Source organism: Nonomuraea sp. AD125B (assembly GCF_041402765.1).
Taxonomy (GTDB): Bacteria; Actinomycetota; Actinomycetes; order Streptosporangiales; family Streptosporangiaceae; genus Nonomuraea; species Nonomuraea bangladeshensis.
In genome coordinates this window covers 357,315-372,146 of the sequence record NZ_JBGLOU010000011.1, presented here as the reverse complement: position 1 = coordinate 372,146, position 14,832 = coordinate 357,315, and the positions used below count along the sequence as shown (strand labels likewise).

Below are 14,832 nucleotides of genomic sequence, written 5' to 3'. Positions count from 1 at the left end.
CCCTCACCCGACCTTGGAGGGGAAACAGATGCTCCACAGACGACACCCCCGGCACCACGCGACCCAGCTGGACACCCGAAGCGTCCGGCTGGGGGCCAGCGCCATGGTCATGGCGGTCCTGCTGTCGGCGTTCGCGCTGACGAGGACCGAGCGTGGGATCGAACTGCTCGGCCGCGGGGTCGGCTTCCTCGAGTTCTACGCGGGCGTGTTCGCCCTGGTGCTGCTGACCGCGACGGTCGCGCTCGGCATCATCACCACCGAGCGCGTCTTCCTGTCGCCGGCGAACCGGGTCCGGGCGCAGCTCGCGCACCGGGCCACCGCCCTCATCGGGCTGGCCTACCTGATCACGCACGTCTCCCTCATGATCAGTCTCGGCCACATCCCGCTGGGGGCGGCCTTCGTGCCGGTGGCCGGGATCTACGTGGCCCTCGGGACGGTGGCCCTCGACCTCATGGTCCTGGCCGTGGTCACGGGGATGATCCGGGGACGCTTCGCGACGCGGAACAGGCCGTGGATGTGGCGGGTCATGCACTCCGCCGCGTACCTGGCCTGGCCCATCGCGATCATGCACGGACTCACGGCCGGCCGCCCGGCGGCCGGCTGGGTGGCCTGGTCGTACGTGGCCAGCCTGGCGGCGGTCGGCGGCGCGCTGATCGTGCGCGTGCTGGCCTCGCTCCGCAGGCCGCCCGTGGTGGCCGAGCGGGTCGAAGGACCCGCGGTGACCGCTCCGGCGGCCGTGGGCGTGCCCGCCGAGCGGCCGCAGCGGGTCGCCGCAAGCACGACAGCCGCCCCCACGGCGGGGGCGAGGAACGCGCCGGTGAGCCTCGCGGAGGCTCGCCGCAGATACCGGGAGGCCGGTTGAGTAACTCGATTGCCATCGCGAAGGAGCGACCGTGATCCCGGCCAGAGTGCCCAGGGTGTTGCGCATGGGTCCGGCCCGGCTGACCGCCGGGCTGGACCACTGCCGTCGGCTGGACCTGCCCGCCCACCGCACGCTCCACGGCCTCGTGGAGCCGCGCGAGCTGAGCGAGCTCATCTCGTACGCCAATGAGGTGGACATGCGCGGGCGCGGCGGCGCGGCCTTCCCGTTCGCGCGCAAGCTGCGGGCCGTGGCCGACGCGGCCGGCTCGAACGGCGAGAGCGTCGTGCTGGTCAACGGCGCCGAGGGCGAGCCCGCCAGCTCGAAGGACGCCATGCTGCTGACCCGCAACCCGCATCTCGTCCTCGACGGCGCGGTGCTGGCCGCCGAGGCCCTGGGAGCCAGGGAGGTGGTGGTCGCGACGGCCGGGGGCGAGGTGGCCGAGGCGTCCGTCGCCGCCGCGGTGGCCGAGCGCCGGGCGGCCAACGTCTCCGGCGGGGCCGAGAGCCGGGTGCCGATCCGGGTGGTCGGCATCAAGGAGCGCTTCATCTCCGGCGAGGGCGGCGCGCTGGTCAAGGCCGTCAACGGCGAGGAGGGCATCCCGCCGGGCCGCAAGAAGCGGGCCGCCACGAGCGGCGTGGACGGGCTGCCGACACTGCTGTCCAACACCGAGACGTACGCGCAGCTCGCGCTGCTGGCCGAGTACGGCCCCCAGAAGTACGCCGCCGTCGGCACCGCCAAGGAGCCCGGCACGATCCTGCTCACCGTGAGCGGCGGCGCCGCCGACGGCGCCGTCATCGAGACCCCGACCGGCACCCTGCTGGCCGACGTGCTCGCCATGTGCGAGGCCGACATCGGCGACGGGGTGCTCATCGGCGGCTACCACGGCGCGTGGCTGTCGGCCGACGCCGTCGAGACCGCCGTGATCTCCCGCGAGGGCATGAAGGCCGCCGGCGCCACCCTCGGGGCCGGCATCATCGTGCCGCTGGGCGAGTCCACGTGCGCGCTGGGCGAGGCCGCCCGGGTCGCCTCCTACCTGGCGGGCGAGTCGGCCGGCCAGTGCGGCCCCTGCCGGCTCGGCCTGCCGGACGTGGCCAAGCTCATGAACGCGCTGGTCGAGGGGTCCGGCTCGGTGGACGCCGTACGCCGGGCCGTCCGGCTGGTCGAGCGGCGGGGCGCGTGCTTCCACCCCGACGGCACGGCCAAGTTCGTGCTGTCGGCGCTGGACGCCTTCGAGGCGGAGATCGCGCTCCACCAGGAGCACGGCTCGTGCGGGCGGCCGGTCCGCGGCGTCATGCCGATGCCCGAGCGCGCGCCCGAGCTGGAGTACCGCCTGGAGGTGGACTGGTCGCGCTGCCAGGGCCACGGGCTGTGCGCGCACCTGCTGCCGGAGTTCGTCGAGCTGGACGACTACGGCTTCCCGTCGTTCCGCAACGTGCCCGCCTGGATGGCCAAGGAGGCGCGGCGAGCGGTGGACATGTGCCCGGCGCTCGCCCTGCGGCTGGCCGGCACGAGCGGGGACGGGCACGGGCCCGGCCCGTCGAAGTCGACCGGATCCCCGCTCCGCCTGGTCAAGGACGGCGTGATGAAGGCGGCGAGCGTGCCCCGGCTGGCCCGGGCCGGCGCCGGAGGAGGGGCGGCCGGGTGACGGACTCGTGACGAACCCGGTGCTCCATGCCGGCGTCTCACCGTTGGGCACCACGACGGGGAGGACGTTCATGGATCGCCGGGATCTGCTGCGCGCGGCGGCGGTGGCCCCGCTCGCCGCCTTCGCCTCCGCCCCCGGCTGGAGGGCGCTGCGCGGGCGGCTGGACGGGACGCTGGTGCTGCCCGCGGACGCCGGGTACGCCGCCGCCCGCCGCCTGTTCAACCCGGCCTACGACCGGATCAGGCCGGCCGCGCTCGCCTACTGCGCGAGCGCGGTCGACGTGGCGGCGTGCCTGGCCTTCGCCCGGGCGGGCGGCATCCCCGTCACCGCCCGCTCGGGCGGCCACTCGTACGCGGGCTGGTCCACGGGCACCGGACTGGTGATCGACCTGTCCAGGATGTCGTCGGTCCGCTACTCGGCCGGCCGGGCCACGGTCGGCGCCGGGGCGAGACTCATCGACGTCTACGACCGCCTCGCCCGGCACGGCGTGAGCGTGCCCGCCGGCTCCTGCCCGACGGTGGGGATCGGCGGTCTCGCGCTCGGCGGCGGCCTCGGCGTCGTGTCGAGGAAGCACGGCCTGACCTGCGACGCGCTGGAGGCGGTCCGGGTGGTGACGGCCGACGGGCGGGTGCTCGACTGCGACGCCTCCCGCCATCCCGACCTCTTCTGGGCCTGCAGGGGCGGGGGCGGCGGCAACTTCGGCGTGGCCGTGTCCTTCACGTTCCGTACGTTCGCGACCGGCCGGGCGACGGTGTTCTTCCTGCACTGGCCGTGGGCGCGGGCGGAGGCGGCGGTGCGGGAGTGGCAGGCGTGGGCCCCGTCCGCGCCGGACGAGCTGTGGTCGTCGCTGCACCTGACGCGCTCGGCGGCCGGGCTGGACGTGGAGGTCGTGGGCACCTTCCTCGGCGGCGCGGCGGCGCTGGACCGGGCGCTGGCCCCGCTGGTCGCGCGGCTCGGGCGGCCCGCCCGGCGGTACACGCGCACGGTGTCCCACCTGGAGGCCATGAAGGTCATGGGCGGCTGCGGGTCGCGGAGCACGCCCGAGTGCCGGCGGATCCCGCGCACGGCGTTCGCCGCCCGGTCGCACCTGGCCTACCGGCGGCTGCCGGCGGACGGGATCCGGGCGTTGGTGAAGGGGGTGGCCCGCGGCGGGCGGCACTCGGTGCTGCTGGACGCCATGGGCGGCGCGATCGGACGGGTGGCGCCGGCGGCCACGGCCTTTCCGCACCGGGCAGCCCTTTACAGCGTACAGTATTATCAGGAAGGAATGGATCGGGCATGGTTGCGGGCGATACACGCCGACATGTCCGAATATTTCGGGGAACATGCGTATGTGAATTACATCGACCCCGATTTAACGAACTGGCGGAGCGCGTATTACGGGCCCAACGCGGCGCGGCTGGCGGCGGTCAAGGCCGCCTACGACCCCGGCCGCCTCTTCCGGCTCCCGCAGGGCGTGTGACCCCGCTCAGGACTTGTCCTGGCCCTTGGCCCGGTGGATCTTGCCGCGCACGTACACCGGGTCGCCGACCTTGACCAGCTCGAACAGCCGCTTGGAGACCGCCATCGGCACCCGTACGCAGCCGTGCGAGGCCGGCCGCAGCGGCACCTGCGTCGAGCCGTGCATGGCGATCCCGCCGACGAAGTAGAGCGAGTTGTACATCGAACCGAGCCGCCCGGTCGTCCAGCCCGGCGCGCGGCTGGTGACCCGGAAGTCGCCCACCGGCGTGATCGCGTTCCCGCAGCGCCCGCCCTCGCAGTAACGCACCTCGGCGCCCGAGGAGATGTGCGAGGTGAGCACCGGGCGGCGGTTGCGGTAGACGGTGAGGAGCTGGTAGGTCAGGTCCACCTCGACCCGGTTCGCGGCGCCCTTGGGCACCAGGGGCCGCAGGCGCGAGCGCCGGTCGAACGCCTTCAGCATCTCGGGGCCGATCACGGCCTTCGGCATGATCCTGCGGCTCTTCTGGAAGGCCCAGACGGCGAACTTGGTCTGCTCGTCGTAGACGCCGTTGGACCGGCCGAAGTAGAAGCCGCGCTCGTGGAGGCGGCGCTGCAGCGCCCTGACCTCCTCGCTGCGGTCGCCCGGCCGCATAACGGTCACGGTGGTTGTTTCCTCGTCGGCCGCGGCCGGCACGCTCATCACCACTGAAAAACCGCATCCCAGGATGAGTGCGGCTATTCCTCGTACCTTAGTCCTCATATAGCGCGCGTACCCGAATCATCGAATAAGCACCTTCTCGCTTCGGAAAACAAGTCGCGATCCTCCCATCTGCTCAGGGAAGATGTGGCGATATGCGTAACTGGCCGTTTTTCAACCTGTCCATCACGACGCCGCGTCTCGTGCTGCGCGTCCCGTCCCTGGAAGACCTCGACGAGCTGGGCGACCGCGCCGCCGAGGGCGTTCACGAGGACGGCTTCATGCCGTTCCTGTTCCCCTGGACGGACGGCGAGCCCGCCGAGCGGGCCAGGCGGACCGCGCAGTACCACTTCCGCGCCTGGGGCGCGCTGACCGCCGACGACTGGGCACTGGAGTTCGCCGTCCTGTACGAGGGCCAGGTCGTCGGCACCCAGGGGATCCAGGCCAGGAACTTCCCCGTCACCCGCGAGCTGGGCTCCGGCTCCTGGCTCGGCCGGCGCTTCCACGGCCGGGGCATCGGCACCGAGATGCGGGCGGCCGTCCTGCACCTGGCCTTCGCCGGGCTCGGCGCGCGGCACGCGGTGACGGAGGCGTTCGAGGACAATCACGCCTCGCTCGCGGTCACGCGCAAGCTCGGCTACCGCGAGGACGGCATCATGATGCACGCCCGCAAGGGCGAGCCGGTCGCCACGCAGCGTTTCCGGCTGGCCGCCGAGGACTGGAGCGAGACCCCGGGCGTCGAGATCCACAACCTCGGCCCGTGCCTGCCGCTACTGGGCCTCGCCGGCTCCTGACCTGGCAATTTAGCCTGATTTATCGGCATTTCCTGGGACGTCTTACTCTAGAACGGAGTTCGAGCCTGGAGGTGGCCGTGGTCACGGGTGTGCTGATCGACTGGGGCGGGGTGCTCACGACCAGTCTCGCCGACTCCATCGCCAAGTGGATCGAGGCGGACCGGATCGACGGCGAGCACTACCGCTCCGTGATGCGGGAGATGATCGACCACGCCTACGGCGAGGGCGCGGGCGAGAACGCCGTGCACGCCCTGGAGCGCGGCGAGCTCGACGGGCCCGCGTTCGAACGCGACCTCGCGGCCCGGCTGCTGACCCTGGACGGGGTGCCGCCGGTCGCCGACGGGCTGCTGGAGCGCATGTTCGCCGGGTTCGAGCGGGTCGAGGCGATGCACGACATGCTGCGCGACGTACGCGCCCACGGCGTCAGGACCTGCCTGGTCTCCAACTCCTGGTCCCACACCTACCAGCGCGACGGCTGGGACGACATCTTCGACGCCGTGGTCATCTCGGGCGAGGTCGGCATGCGCAAGCCCGAGCCGCGCATCTTCCACCACGCCCTCGACCTCATCGGGCTGCCCGGCGCGGAGTGCGTGTTCATCGACGACATCGAGGCCAACATCACGGCCGCGCGCGCCCTCGGCATGGCCGGGATCCACCACCGCGACCCGGACACGACCATCGCGGAGCTCGAGTCTCTGCTAAGCCTCACGCTCCGGCGGGCATGATAGGTGCCCTGCCCGCCGGGCCGTTCCCGGCGGCCTGAAGCACGAAAGGTTCGTGATGCGCGTCTATCTGCCGTGCACCCTCCCGGCCCTGGCCACCGCGGTCAAGCTGGGAGAGCTGGGCCCGGCCCCGCTGACCGGCTACGCGGTGACCCCCGCGCTGACCGAGTGGTACGCCTCGGGCGACACCGAGGAGCTCGAATACGTGGCGTTGACCGAGGCCGCCCGCGCCTCGCTGCGCATGCTGGCGGCCGACCGCGCCGACGGCGTCCAGGCGCCGCCCCGCCGGGTGGTGGTCGCCGCCGAGGTGCCGGAGGGCGCCGCCAGGGCCGGCGCCGACCTGGAGGAGCGCGCCCGCGTCCGCCTCGCGCAGGCGGTGCCGCTGACCAAGGTGGCCGCCGTGCACATCGACGACCTGGAGGCGGCCGCCGACGTCGAGGCCGCGCTCGCCGCGCTGCCCGCCGCCGACGAGGGCGACGACGACGCCCGCTTCACCGTGGACGGGGCGGAGGCCCACGAGCTCATGTGGTACGCCACCCAGGAGATCCCCGACCTGTTGCGATCATGACAAAGATCACAAAACCTTGACCGTCCGGCGCGGATCATCGCTAATGTCCCGACGCAGCACTGTTTCTTACACGAGGAGTCGATTCCCAGTGAAGCTTCGCGTAGCGGCGACCGCGATCGGGGCAGCGGCGGTCACCCTCCTGGCGGGCTCCCCAGCCCACGCACAGGCCGCGCTGAAGCCCTACGACCACAAGGACCCGTACCGCAGCGGCTGCGGCAACTCGGCGCGCGTCGTGCGCACCGCCGCGATCAAGACCCGGTTCAACGACCAGGTGGGCACGGTCAAGCTCATGTGGTCGGGCAAGTGCAAGACCAACTGGACCGAGATCACCACGATGACCTCCGCGTCCGGCACCATCCGGGTCTACCGCAACGGCGCCAGCGACACCTTCCAGTTCAAGAAGGGCAACGGCGGCCGGCACTGGGGCAACATGCTCTACGGCAACAACGTCTGCACGTGGGGCAGCGCCTCCGTCCAGTGGAACGGCGGCCGGGGCGGCCAGACCGGCACCGGCACCACCTCCAAGGCCTGCGGCTGAGCGTGACCCCGGGGCGCGGCCGGCTGGTCGCGTCCCGGGGGCTTCGCGGGGAAATGTCTCCCCCGGCTAATAAGCTGTGCCCCAAATGACGAAACACATCATTTGGGACTGGAACGGCACGCTGTTCCACGACATCGACGCCGTGGTCGGGGCCACCAACGAGGTCTTCAAGGCGTACGCGCTGCCCGCCCTCACCGCCGACGGCTTCCGCGCCGTCTACACCCGGCCCATCTGGGTCGCCTACGAGCGCCTGCTCGGCCGCCCGCTCAACGAGGGCGAGTGGGAGCTGCTCGACGACGGCTTCCACGAGCACTACTTCCGGCTCAGCGAGGTCTGCGGGCTCGCCGCCGACGCCGAGACGGTGCTCACCGGCTGGACCGGCACCCAGTCGCTCTGCTCGATGGCGCCGCACACGCACCTGGTGCCGAAGGTGGACGCGTTCGGCATCACCCGGCACTTCACCCGTATCGACGGGCTGCACGGCACCACCGGCGGCGAGAAGGCCGCCCACATGGCCGCGCACATCCGGTCGCTCGACGTGGACCCCGCCGAGGTGCTGGTGATCGGCGACAGCGTGGACGACGGGATGGCCGCCCGCCACGTGGGCGCGCGGGCCGTGCTCTACACCGGCGGCATGTCCACCAGGGCCGAGCTGGAGGCCACCGGGCTCCCGGTGGTGGACACGCTGGCCGCCGCGCTCGACTTCGCCTGACTCCGGTCATACGGAATCTTCCGGACGGCGGGCCCGCGCGGGCGCGCCGCCCTTACCCTTGCAGTGTTCCTTCCAGGAGGCTGCCATCAACCGCCTTGTGCTGTGGAACGTCGACCTGACGCTGGTCGACGTCGCCATCGTGACCAGAGACGCCTACGCCGAGGCGTTCCGGGCCGTGACCGGCCGCCCGCTGGTCAAGCTCGTCCCGCCCATGGGCCGGCCCGACTCCGAGGTCGTCTTCGAGACGCTCGCCGTCAACGGGGTGCAGGCCGAGGACGACCATCTGCCGGGGTTCCTGGCCGCGCTGGCCACGGCCTTCGCCGCGCGCAAGGGACGGCTGGCCAAGGAGGGGCGGGCCATGGCCGGGGCCAAGGACGCGCTGCGGGCGGTGGCCCGGCTGGACGGCGTGGCGCAGACCGTGCTGACCGGGACGATCAAGAGCAACGCGGTGCTCAAGCTGAAGGCGTTCGGGCTGGACAAGTTCGTCGACTTCGAGCTCGGCGGCTACGGCGAGGAGCCCTACCCCAAGGCGACGCTGCTCCAGGTCGCCCAGGGGCGGGCCAAGGCGCGGCTCGGCACGACCTTCACGGCGGCCAACACCGTGGTGATCGGCGACTCCGTCCGTGACGTCCAGGCGGCCAGGATCGGCGGGGCCGCGATGATCGGCGTCGCCTCAGGGCGCTCGATGGCCGCCGAGCTCCGGGAGGCCGGCGCCGACCTGGTGCTCCCCGACCTCTCCAACGCCTCCGAGGTCGTCAACGCCGTCGCCGCCCTCACCTCCCCCGCCACCCGCAAGGCGGGCTGACCTCAGCCGAGCGCCCGCAGGAAGCGGGCGGCGGCCGGGGCCGCCACCGCTGAGCCGGCGCCGCCGCCTTCGGCGATGACGGCGAAGGCCACGTCCCCCTTGTAGCCGATGAACCACGAGTGCGCAGGCGGCTCCTCGCCCGAGCCGTACTCCGCGGTGCCGGTCTTGCCCGCAGTGCCGGCCGGGAAGCGTACGGCCTGCGCGGTCCCGTCCGTGACGACGGCGGGCATGAGGGTGCGCAGGGCGGCCACCACGGCGGGCTCCAGCGGCCGGGGCCCGCGGTCCTGGCCGCCGGGGTGCTCCTCCAGGACGAGCCGGGGCGGGATCCACGCGCCCGAGGCGATGGCGGCGGCGACGGAGGCCATGTTGAGCGGGCTCGCCAGCACCCGCCCCTGGCCGATGGCGGCGGAGGCGAGGTCGGTGTCGTCCTTGGGGTCGGGGAACTCCGCCCGTACGGCGGGCACGCCGGGCGTGATCGGCGTGCCGAAGCCGAAGCTCCGCGCGACCTCCGCCAGCCGCCCCCCGCCGAGCGAGGCCACGCTCATCTCGCCGAACGTCGTGTTGCACGAGTGCGCGAACGCCTCCCGGAAGGTCAGCGTCCCGAAGTCCTCGAACCCGGCGTTGTGGAACGGGAAGCCGCCGATGTTCTTCTCGGCCGGGCAGGTGACCCGCTGCCCCGGCCTGACGCCGTCCGCGACCAGCGCCGAGGCCGTCACGACCTTGAACGTGGACCCCGGCGGGTACGTCCCGAGCAGCGCCCGGTTGAACCCGCCCGGCTTGTTGACCACGGCCAGGATGTCCCCCGTCGAGGCCCGCAGCGCCACGAGCGAGGCGGGCTGGGTGACGTCCTCCAGCGCCGCCGCGCCCGCCCGGTGGACGGCGAGGTCGAGGGTCGTCTTGACGGGCCGCACCCCGCCGGCCGGTACGACGTTCCGCACCAGCTGGTTCCCCTGGTAAAGGTCGATCCGGGCGCGGTCGAGGGGCTTGAAGCGGTCGGGGTAGGTCTGCTTGACGCCTTCGACGAGCTGCTGCACCGAGCCTGGCGCGTCCGGGGAGCTGATGGACGTGCCGTCCGCAGCCAGCACCTGCGGCGGGTCGATCTTCTCCGTCTTCACGCGGAGGGAGTGGTCCGGGGAGGTGAGCAGCGGGTGCAAGGCGGCGGGCGTCCAGGCGACCTTCCACGCGCCGCCGCGCTCGACCATGCGCAACCTTCCGTCGTAGTCCCAGTCCCGGCCGCCGGACAGCCTCGCGGTGAAGGACAGGTAGCCCTCGTCGTCCGGCCCGTTGTAGGCGAAGGGCCCGGTGGAGATGAACCGGCGGAACGTCGCCTCAGTGATCTTGAGATCGGTACGGAACCGCTGGAGCCGGGCCTCGAAGTCGGCGGGCGGGTCGGCGACGAGCTCCCGCATGGCGGCATGGTCCTGGTCGCTCCAGGCGGCGAGGTAACGGTCGGCGGCCTCCTCGGCCGACCCTTCGGTGCGCAACGCCCAGATCACGCCGCCCGCGGCCACGACCGGGATCAGGAGCACGGCGAGCAGCCAGGGCCAGCGGCGTCGTCGCCGTTTCAGTGGCCCCTCCGGCTGAAGATAGGCATACGTTGTCCCCGTTTGTGGTGCCATGCGGCCGAGCAGACCAGAGCGGCCACCGGGATGTCCAATAGTGATATGGGACTTCCATCCTTACGGAAATGGATATGGTCCCTGTTCGCGGGCCTGGTCGGAATCTTCACTGCTGCATCGCGGAGGCCAGGAGTGCCGTGGCTCACAGCGAATGGAGACAACGGTGTGCGGAAGATCTCTTGCCGTGTACAAGCACGCTGCCGCCGCCGCGATCACGGCCGATGGCGGAAGCTGATGCGCATCAGCCGACTGTCAGCCCAGTCTTCGAGCCGAGTCGGCCGGATGGTGCCGGGGTCGTGGGGCTGGTTGAGGTCCGCGACGATCTCGGCCAGGACGGCCTGGCGTTCAGCCGGGTCGGTGACCGGCGTGGCCCGTGCGGGCAGATCTGCACGGACCCCGTTCTTGAGGTGGAAGGTGAAGTCGGGATTGGCGAGAAGGTTCGCGTGCCAGTCGGTCGCGGCACCGCCGGCGCCGCTGCACAGGTAGGTGGCGCCCGCAGCCCGGTAGAAGAAGATCTCGATGCGGCGTGGCCGGCCGGTGCGTCGCCCCAGCGTCGTGATGTCGATGATCCGTTCGCTGGTGCCTGCTGCGGGTGTGATCTCGATGGCTCGCCGGATGTGATCGGGGAGATGCGACAAAGACGCGTCACGTGCGGAGTCGTTCCATCCGGTCGTGTCTGGACCGCTCATGCGGCCTCGCTCTGAAGGGCGGGCCCGAGGAGGAGTCCACCATCGATGACGTACTCCGACCCCGTGATGAACGACGCGTCCGATGACGTGAGGAACAGGAGAAGCCGGGTGACGTCGGTCGGCTCTCCGAGCCGGGGGATGGCGAACGGCTCGGGTGAGTAGAAGTCGGCGATTGCCGCAGTGGCGCCGGCTGCCGGTTCCTGGATGAAGGGGGTCGCGATCACGCCGGGGTGGATGGTGTTCACGCGGATGTGGTCCCGGCCGAGCTCGAGCGCTGCCGTTCGGGTAAGGCCTCGCACGGCCCACTTGCTGGCGACGTACGGCGCGTAGTGCGCCGTGCCGCCCAGGCCCATCGTCGAGGCGATGTTGACGATGGCTCCCCCTGCTGCGCGGCGCAGAGCGGGGGCTGCGACCTTGATGCCGAGGAAGGTCCCTGTGAGGTTGATGTCGAGGATGCGCGACCACGTGGCCTGCTCCGTGTCTTCGATCGTCGCAGGCGGGTTCTGCACGCCCGCGTTGTTGACGAGCACGTTCAGGGCGCCGAAGGCGCTTTCGGCGGCCAGCACGGCGGCGGACCACGAGCTCGCGTCGGTGACGTCGAGTCGGGTGAAGCGAGCGCGGGGCCCGAGTTCGCCGGCGAGAGCGGCGCCGCGTTCGGCGTCGATGTCGCCGATCACCACGTTCGCTCCCTCCGCGTGAAAGGCGCGTACGTGGCTCGAGCCCTGGCCGCCGGTCCCTCCGGTCACGAGCACGGTCTGGTTGTCGAAGCGGTTCATCCGAGGTTCCTTCGGTACGTGGGTGACCGACCGGGATCATCGGCGATGAACGGCCGGCCGATGGCGAGCCGAGCGACTCGCCACTGCCTCGACACTAGGTCGGCGGCAGTGGTGAGTCAAGCCACTCATCTCGTATACTCGGTCCGTGAGCAAGGTCATATCGACGTACCACCAGCGCGTCGCCCAGGAAAAGCGCGCACTGATCGTGAGGGCCGCGACCGCACTGTTTCTCGAGTTGGGCTACGACCGGACGTCGCTGGCGCGGATCGCCGAGCGCTCGGGCGTTTCGCGGGCCACCTTGTTCAAGCAGTTTCCGAGCAAGGCCGCCCTGTTCGACGCCATCGTCACCGAGTCCTGGTCAACCGCCGACGAGGAGGATCCTCCGCCGGCGGGCAACGTCGTCGACGGGCTCAGCGCCATCGGTCGCCGTTACGCCGAGTTGTTGAGCCGGCCCCAGATGACCGACCTGTTCCGGATCGTCATCGCCGAGCTGCCGCGGTTCCCCGAGCTGGCCCATGCGCAGTTCTCGCAAGGGAAGATGCCCTACTTCGAGTCCGTACGCAGCTACCTCCTGGCCGAGCACGAGGCGGGAACGGTGCGGGTCGAGGACGTGGACCTCGCAGCCACGCAGTTCCTGGGCATGATCTCCAACTACGTCTTCTGGCCGACCCTCCTGGTGCCGGGCTGGGAGGTGAGCGCCGAACGCGTCGCTCAGGTGGTCGACGAGGCCGTCCGCACCATCGTCGCCCGGTACGCCACAGCTGGTTCAGAGCCGTCGGCCAAGGGCTGAGTCCCACCGCCAAGGGGCTGCTGCGCGACGACTTGCAGACACCGCGCATCCAGCATTTGAACCCACTCACTTGAACTATCGGAGTAGCCGGCACAACTACCCCTGGCCGGAGACAGAGCTCCGGAATCGTGAATACGATCACGACGGTGACTCGATTCCCACCCTTTGCGATATTGTGCACAAGGCTTAAGCGCTTTAACATGCACGTTACCTGGACGGCCTGCCGTTCTGGACCTCGTCGGTGTGTTTGGTAGCGAGCGACCCAAGGAAGCCGCGATGCTCACTCAGGTCCTAGAGATACTAAAAGAGCTGGTCGGGGAACTTTCGAAGGCTGTCAAGAATGCCCGCGCCTGGGTAAAGGTACTGCTCGCTGCCGCCCTTTCCTGCGCTCTTGTCGGCGCCGGCGTCGTCTGGGGGATCAAGCTCGCCGGACCGCCGGACACAGCTCTCGGCGGAGTCGATCTGGCCTCGTCCTGCATAGCACTGAACTATGAGACGAACGACCAGCAGTTCTGTTCGTCCCGCATCGACTTGAAAGCCGCCTGTAATTGGCAATATTCTCGGACTGATCTCGCTTTTCGATTCACCTCCGCCAGTGCCGAGAGTGGCGTCTGCTACGCTCCGGGAAAACGGCCCCTCGGGGGAATCGCCGACATGCGCGGCTACTGCAAGTATGCATTCAGGCCCAGCATCAGCGTTGACGCCGCCAATGTGAACAACGTCTGGACCTGCCGAGAGAAGATCGACATGAATTTAGCATGCCAATTGCGATATCGGCGTTACGAAGGAGTGGAAGCCCGTAACGAAGATGGCGTATGGCAGTGCTACCAGGTCGCCTGACTCTTCACTCCCTGGTCGGCGTGCTCAGGGCATCGTGAATGCGCTCCCCGCTCTGCGGACGGACGGTGTGCAGCGAAGTGGCCAGGAGCCGCAGGTCGCCGGCGGCGTAGCGGTTGACCGCCACCGCGTCGGGAGCCAGCGCGACCGCGAGCTTCTCGGCGGCCTCCACGTCGCCGGCCAGAGCGCGCGCCCGAGCCAGGCAGGTCCCGAACCAGGCCCGGTCCCGCCGGTACGCCCCAGGCAGGGTCGCCAGGCCGCGGTCGAGGAACCGTACGGCCCGCCGGCCGCGCTGCATGTCGAACCAGCCGTCGTCGTAGAAGTACATCCACGGCGGCTCGTCCTCGGGGTGCTCGCTCGCGGCCCGGATGAGCTCCTCGGCCTCGCCGAGCAGCCGCCGGGCGGCCTGGGCCTCGCCCAGTTCCGCGTGTCCGCGCGCCGCCATCTGGGCGGCCATGCCCTGCACTCCGAGGGTGGTCCGCCCGTCGTACCAGCGGGCCGCCTCGGCCAGTCGTACGCAGCGGAGGGCTTCGCCGATGCTCCAGGCCAGGTGGGCGCGCATGTTGAGCGTGGTGGCGGCGAGAGCTCCGTCGCCCGCCTCCAGGGCCCAGCCGTGGGAGCGGTCGTACCAGGCGAGCGCGGCGGCATGGTCGCCGGAATCCTGGCACATCCACGCCACGAACTGGGCGTACTGGCCGAGGAGGCCGACCACGCGTTCCGCGAGCGGACCCGGGGTCCCCTGTGCGAGGACGGTGACCGCGTCGAGCTGAGCGCGTACGACGGGCAGAAGGGGACCGCTTCCCATGGTGTCCTCTGCGCGGCGATGCTCCTCCAGGCAGCGTTCGAGCCACTCGATCGTGGCGGTGTCCACGCGCTGTGGATGTGCGAGGGCTTTGGTGATGCGTTCGTACAGCTCGGGATCGGGAGCGGCGGTGACCGTGGGGACGGGTCGCCGTTCGGGCTCGAACAGGTCGTTCTCCGTGAGGCCGAAGGCGCGGGCGTACAGGAGGCGGTAGGGGTCGTCGGGCTGGTTGTGGCCGGCCTCGTACGCCTTGATCCGGCGCATGATGCTCTCCCGGGAAGGAAGCCGGGCGCGTACGTCGTCGCCGGCGGCCTCGGCCAGATGGCGGGCCATCTCCTTCTGGCTCCAGAACCGATTGCGGCGCTCGGCACGCAGGCGTACGGCCCATGCGGGAAGTTCGGTGGCCATCGTGAGCACCTCGCTGTCAGGCCTGGGGGCGTACTGACGCCTTCAGTGTCCCTGATCGCATCTGTGATCCAAAGATTACTTTGTGTTGCCATCGGAGGTGGCGCGATCGAATCCGAGGCCCGTAGGCG

Annotated in this window: 16 protein-coding genes; 11 read left to right on the top strand and 5 right to left on the bottom strand. The window is 70.8% G+C overall.

Annotated elements, in window-relative coordinates:
- Positions 1-28 precede the first annotated feature (28 nt).
- The 3 genes from ACBR40_RS29070 to ACBR40_RS29060 all read left to right on the top strand — a co-directional run bounded on the left by ACBR40_RS29070 (position 29) and on the right by ACBR40_RS29060 (position 3,969).
- Positions 29-862, top strand: a complete 834-nt coding sequence (locus ACBR40_RS29070) for a ferric reductase-like transmembrane domain-containing protein (RefSeq protein WP_371250817.1) — start codon at positions 29-31, stop codon at positions 860-862.
- Positions 863-893: 31 nt separating this feature from the next.
- Positions 894-2,507, top strand: coding sequence for an NADH-ubiquinone oxidoreductase-F iron-sulfur binding region domain-containing protein (locus ACBR40_RS29065; RefSeq protein WP_364449713.1), 1,614 nt, complete (start codon positions 894-896; stop codon positions 2,505-2,507).
- Between the two features lie 70 nt (positions 2,508-2,577).
- The gene (locus tag ACBR40_RS29060; protein ID WP_371250816.1) at positions 2,578-3,969 is read left to right on the top strand and encodes an FAD-binding protein; all 1,392 of its coding nucleotides are present in this window, start codon (positions 2,578-2,580) and stop codon (positions 3,967-3,969) included.
- Positions 3,970-3,975: 6 nt separating this feature from the next.
- Here the strand turns inward: ACBR40_RS29060 and ACBR40_RS29055 are convergent, their stop codons facing one another.
- On the bottom strand, positions 3,976-4,599 hold the full coding sequence (locus ACBR40_RS29055; RefSeq protein WP_364450158.1) for a L,D-transpeptidase family protein: 624 nt from the start codon (positions 4,597-4,599) through the stop codon (positions 3,976-3,978).
- A 200-nt stretch (positions 4,600-4,799) separates the two neighbouring features.
- On the opposite strand from ACBR40_RS29055, the gene ACBR40_RS29050 reads away from it, so the two are divergent.
- The 6 genes from ACBR40_RS29050 to ACBR40_RS29025 all read left to right on the top strand — a co-directional run bounded on the left by ACBR40_RS29050 (position 4,800) and on the right by ACBR40_RS29025 (position 8,783).
- Complete coding sequence (locus tag ACBR40_RS29050) at positions 4,800-5,438, top strand: GNAT family N-acetyltransferase (RefSeq protein ID WP_371250815.1); 639 nt, start codon at positions 4,800-4,802, stop codon at positions 5,436-5,438.
- A 71-nt stretch (positions 5,439-5,509) separates the two neighbouring features.
- A complete protein-coding gene (locus tag ACBR40_RS29045) occupies positions 5,510-6,163 on the top strand; it encodes an HAD family phosphatase (protein ID WP_344210113.1) in 654 nt (217 codons plus the stop codon).
- Between the two features lie 55 nt (positions 6,164-6,218).
- Positions 6,219-6,728 (top strand): hypothetical protein, encoded by a 510-nt coding sequence (locus ACBR40_RS29040; RefSeq protein ID WP_371250814.1) that lies wholly within the window; start codon positions 6,219-6,221, stop codon positions 6,726-6,728.
- Between the two features lie 88 nt (positions 6,729-6,816).
- Positions 6,817-7,266, top strand: coding sequence for a DUF2690 domain-containing protein (locus tag ACBR40_RS29035; protein ID WP_344210116.1), 450 nt, complete (start codon positions 6,817-6,819; stop codon positions 7,264-7,266).
- Between the two features lie 85 nt (positions 7,267-7,351).
- The gene (locus ACBR40_RS29030; protein WP_344210117.1) at positions 7,352-7,978 is read left to right on the top strand and encodes an HAD hydrolase-like protein; all 627 of its coding nucleotides are present in this window, start codon (positions 7,352-7,354) and stop codon (positions 7,976-7,978) included.
- Positions 7,979-8,075: 97 nt separating this feature from the next.
- Positions 8,076-8,783: a haloacid dehalogenase-like hydrolase gene (locus ACBR40_RS29025; RefSeq protein WP_344210118.1), complete on the top strand. Its 708-nt coding sequence runs from the start codon at positions 8,076-8,078 to the stop codon at positions 8,781-8,783.
- A 2-nt stretch (positions 8,784-8,785) separates the two neighbouring features.
- Here ACBR40_RS29025 and ACBR40_RS29020 read toward each other — a convergent pair whose 3' ends face one another.
- The 3 genes from ACBR40_RS29020 to ACBR40_RS29010 all read right to left on the bottom strand — a co-directional run bounded on the left by ACBR40_RS29020 (position 8,786) and on the right by ACBR40_RS29010 (position 11,867).
- Complete coding sequence (locus ACBR40_RS29020; protein WP_371250813.1) at positions 8,786-10,312, bottom strand: penicillin-binding transpeptidase domain-containing protein; 1,527 nt, start codon at positions 10,310-10,312, stop codon at positions 8,786-8,788.
- A gap of 302 nt (positions 10,313-10,614) precedes the next feature.
- Positions 10,615-11,091 carry a nitroreductase/quinone reductase family protein gene (locus tag ACBR40_RS29015; protein ID WP_371250812.1) on the bottom strand — a complete coding sequence of 159 codons (477 nt, stop codon included), beginning with the start codon at positions 11,089-11,091 and terminating at the stop codon, positions 10,615-10,617.
- On the bottom strand, positions 11,088-11,867 hold the full coding sequence (locus ACBR40_RS29010) for a glucose 1-dehydrogenase (protein ID WP_371250811.1): 780 nt from the start codon (positions 11,865-11,867) through the stop codon (positions 11,088-11,090). Before ACBR40_RS29010 ends, ACBR40_RS29015 begins: the two co-directional genes overlap by 4 nt.
- Before the next feature lie 157 nt (positions 11,868-12,024).
- Between ACBR40_RS29010 and ACBR40_RS29005 the strand changes: the two genes are divergently transcribed.
- Entirely contained in the window at positions 12,025-12,657 is a 633-nt protein-coding gene (locus ACBR40_RS29005; protein ID WP_371250832.1) for a TetR/AcrR family transcriptional regulator, read from the top strand.
- Between the two features lie 276 nt (positions 12,658-12,933).
- On the top strand, positions 12,934-13,497 hold the full coding sequence (locus ACBR40_RS29000) for a hypothetical protein (RefSeq protein ID WP_371250810.1): 564 nt from the start codon (positions 12,934-12,936) through the stop codon (positions 13,495-13,497).
- 4 nt (positions 13,498-13,501) lie between these two features.
- Here ACBR40_RS29000 and ACBR40_RS28995 read toward each other — a convergent pair whose 3' ends face one another.
- Entirely contained in the window at positions 13,502-14,704 is a 1,203-nt protein-coding gene (locus ACBR40_RS28995) for a helix-turn-helix transcriptional regulator (RefSeq protein ID WP_371250809.1), read from the bottom strand.
- Between the last annotated feature and the right edge of the window lie 128 nt (positions 14,705-14,832).

What these genes read in the sequence shown, in the direction of transcription:
- ACBR40_RS29070 (WP_371250817.1), top strand. Translation starts at nt 29, where the DNA reads ATGCTCCACAGACGACACCCCCGGCACCACGCGACCCAGCTGGACACC.
- ACBR40_RS29060 (WP_371250816.1), top strand. Translation starts at nt 2,578, where the DNA reads ATGGATCGCCGGGATCTGCTGCGCGCGGCGGCGGTGGCCCCGCTCGCC.
- ACBR40_RS29055 (WP_364450158.1), bottom strand. Translation starts at nt 4,599, where the DNA reads ATGCGGCCGGGCGACCGCAGCGAGGAGGTCAGGGCGCTGCAGCGCCGC.
- ACBR40_RS29050 (WP_371250815.1), top strand. Translation starts at nt 4,800, where the DNA reads ATGCGTAACTGGCCGTTTTTCAACCTGTCCATCACGACGCCGCGTCTC.
- ACBR40_RS29040 (WP_371250814.1), top strand. Translation starts at nt 6,219, where the DNA reads ATGCGCGTCTATCTGCCGTGCACCCTCCCGGCCCTGGCCACCGCGGTC.
- ACBR40_RS29030 (WP_344210117.1), top strand. Translation starts at nt 7,352, where the DNA reads ATGACGAAACACATCATTTGGGACTGGAACGGCACGCTGTTCCACGAC.
- ACBR40_RS29015 (WP_371250812.1), bottom strand. Translation starts at nt 11,091, where the DNA reads ATGAGCGGTCCAGACACGACCGGATGGAACGACTCCGCACGTGACGCG.
- ACBR40_RS29010 (WP_371250811.1), bottom strand. Translation starts at nt 11,867, where the DNA reads ATGAACCGCTTCGACAACCAGACCGTGCTCGTGACCGGAGGGACCGGC.
- ACBR40_RS29000 (WP_371250810.1), top strand. Translation starts at nt 12,934, where the DNA reads ATGCTCACTCAGGTCCTAGAGATACTAAAAGAGCTGGTCGGGGAACTT.
- ACBR40_RS28995 (WP_371250809.1), bottom strand. Translation starts at nt 14,704, where the DNA reads ATGGCCACCGAACTTCCCGCATGGGCCGTACGCCTGCGTGCCGAGCGC.